We start from the raw sequence: 2,040 nt of genomic DNA on the forward strand, positions 1-2,040 counted from the left end.
GGCCATCCTCGGCGCCCGCGCCATGCAGGCGGCGATGGCCGCCCAGGGCGGCGGGGCCTGGGAAGCTGGCGAGCTGACGACGCTCGCTGAATGCCCCGTCGGCCTATTTCTATCCGATGGCGGCGAGCTTTGCTTTAAGTCGGAGTATGGCGACAACAACGGGCGTATAGACGCCTATATCGTCAGGTCTGGCGAGTTCTTCTGGGGTGCCCCGCCGCAGACAATCGCCAGCCAGCGCCGTCAGGTTGTGCGCCCCGTCGCCCGCCCCGCCCCCGAGGTGAAGGACGCGGCGGCGCCCCTGACGATGCCGGTTGCGCACGATCCGCGCTATCCGTCGTCCGGCTGCTCGACGAAGACCGTCCAAGGCACGCTCTACAACGCGACCAAGCCCACCACCCCCGCGCCGGCCGCTTCCGATGAGTTGGTGGAGCGGTTGCGGGCTGTCACCGAGGCCGACGCCTACGCCGCGCCGTGGACGTTTGGCGAGAAGTGCCGCGAAGCCGCCGCCGAGATGGAGCGGAAGGACGCGCGGATCGCACATCTTGAGGTCGAGAAGGACTTTATCAGCGCCGAGTACCTGCGTTCCGCCAAGGCTCTGCACTGCAATTGGCGCAGCCATGACCCGGACGCGAGCGCGGCCAAAGACCTGGAGAAGGTTCTTTGGGACGCAGACCACAAGGCAGCCGCCGCCCTCCGGCCTGCCAAGGGAGGGCGGGATGGGGAGTGAGCGTTTCATCCGCTTCGTCATATTCGCCAGCTACGGCAATGATAGCTGCGCCCTGATCCAGTGGGCGCACGAGTGGCAGCTTGAAGGTGTCGCCGTCGTCTATTCGGACACGGGCTGGGCAACCAAGGAATGGCGCCAGCGCGTCGAGGAGAAGGAAGCTTGGGCGCAATCGCTGGGCTTCTGGACCTATCGTACCGAGAGCATCGGCTTCCCCAACCTCGCGCGCGAGAAGAAGGGATTCCCGACGCAGCGCTACCAGTGGTGCAGCTTCCGGCTGAAGATTGAGCCGGGCATGCGGTGGCTGGACGAGCACGACCCGCACAAGTCGGCCGTGTGCCTTGTCGGCGCGCGCCGCGATGAAGCCAAGAGCCCCGAGGATAGCCGGGCCAAATTCCCGGAGTACCTGGTGCGCAGCGACAACCACGGCGGCAGGCTCATGCTCGCGCCGTTCGTCTGCTGGGATGCAACCGCGCGCGATGAGCTATTGCACCGCGCCGGCATTGAACCGCTTCCGCATCGCTCCCGCGAATGTCGCTGCATCAACAGCAACAAGTCCGACATGCGCCTCTGGACCGAGGACGATATCGCCGAGATGCGCGCCCTAGAGGCGGAGATTGGGAAACCAATCTTCCGGCCGGCGCGGCACATGGGCGCCAAGGGCATCGACGAGGTAGTGCGCTGGGCAAACAGCCCGCGCGGCAAGTACGGCGCCGAGGTCGAAGAAGACCTGTTCGGCTGCTCAACCGGATGGTGCGAAGCATGACTCCAGTAGCAACCGCGGACACGATCCGCTTTGACATCTTCATCGCTGGCGACCTTGAGCAGGCGAAGCAGGTTTGTCGCGAGTACTGCTTCGATGCGGGCCTTTGCGTCACCGTGGAACCAGTCGCCTACATCTATACGGGCGGGGAAGAAGCTGGCGTCCGCGTCGGCCTGATCAACTACCCCCGCTTCCCGTCGGCCGAGGGCGAACTGCGAGTGAAGGCGCGGGGTCTGGCTGAGGCGCTGATGCGTCGGCTCTGCCAGCACTCGTATTCCATCGCTGGGCCGGATCACACCGATTGGTATTCCCGGAGGCCGGTATGACCCCCAAGGAGCGCGCCATGGATAGCGTGAAGACGGACGCCAAGTGGAAGCTGGTGCCGGTCGAGCCGACGCCTGAGATGATAGAGGCCGGTGACGTCGCAAACCCAACGGCCTGGAACGAAGATACGGACCTTGGCTTCGGGTGCGACGTCGCCTTTGAAGTCTACCGCGCCATGCTCGCCGCCTCTCCTGCCGCGCCGGGCGCTGAGGTGGAGCCGGTGGCGTGG

Annotated in this window: 3 protein-coding genes and 1 pseudogene; all 4 read left to right on the forward strand. The window is 65.6% G+C overall.

Annotated features, from left to right (window positions below; all coding sequences use genetic code 11):
* The coding region (locus J2S75_RS22415) for a hypothetical protein (RefSeq protein ID WP_307023463.1) at positions 1–727 on the forward strand (727 nt) is incomplete at its 5' end.
* The gene (locus tag J2S75_RS22420) at positions 717–1,490 is read left to right on the forward strand and encodes a phosphoadenosine phosphosulfate reductase domain-containing protein (protein WP_307023465.1); all 774 of its coding nucleotides are present in this window, start codon (positions 717–719) and stop codon (positions 1,488–1,490) included. The genes J2S75_RS22415 and J2S75_RS22420, both read left to right, overlap by 11 nt.
* Positions 1,487–1,813: a hypothetical protein gene (locus tag J2S75_RS22425; protein ID WP_307023467.1), complete on the forward strand. Its 327-nt coding sequence runs from the start codon at positions 1,487–1,489 to the stop codon at positions 1,811–1,813. Before J2S75_RS22420 ends, J2S75_RS22425 begins: the two co-directional genes overlap by 4 nt.
* Positions 1,810–2,040 (forward strand): annotated as a pseudogene (locus J2S75_RS22430) (hypothetical protein); the annotation flags it as partial. The gene J2S75_RS22425 and the pseudogene J2S75_RS22430, both read left to right, overlap by 4 nt.

The sequence above is a fragment of the Ancylobacter polymorphus genome (assembly GCF_030813495.1).
Taxonomy (GTDB): Bacteria; Pseudomonadota; Alphaproteobacteria; order Rhizobiales; family Xanthobacteraceae; genus Ancylobacter; species Ancylobacter polymorphus.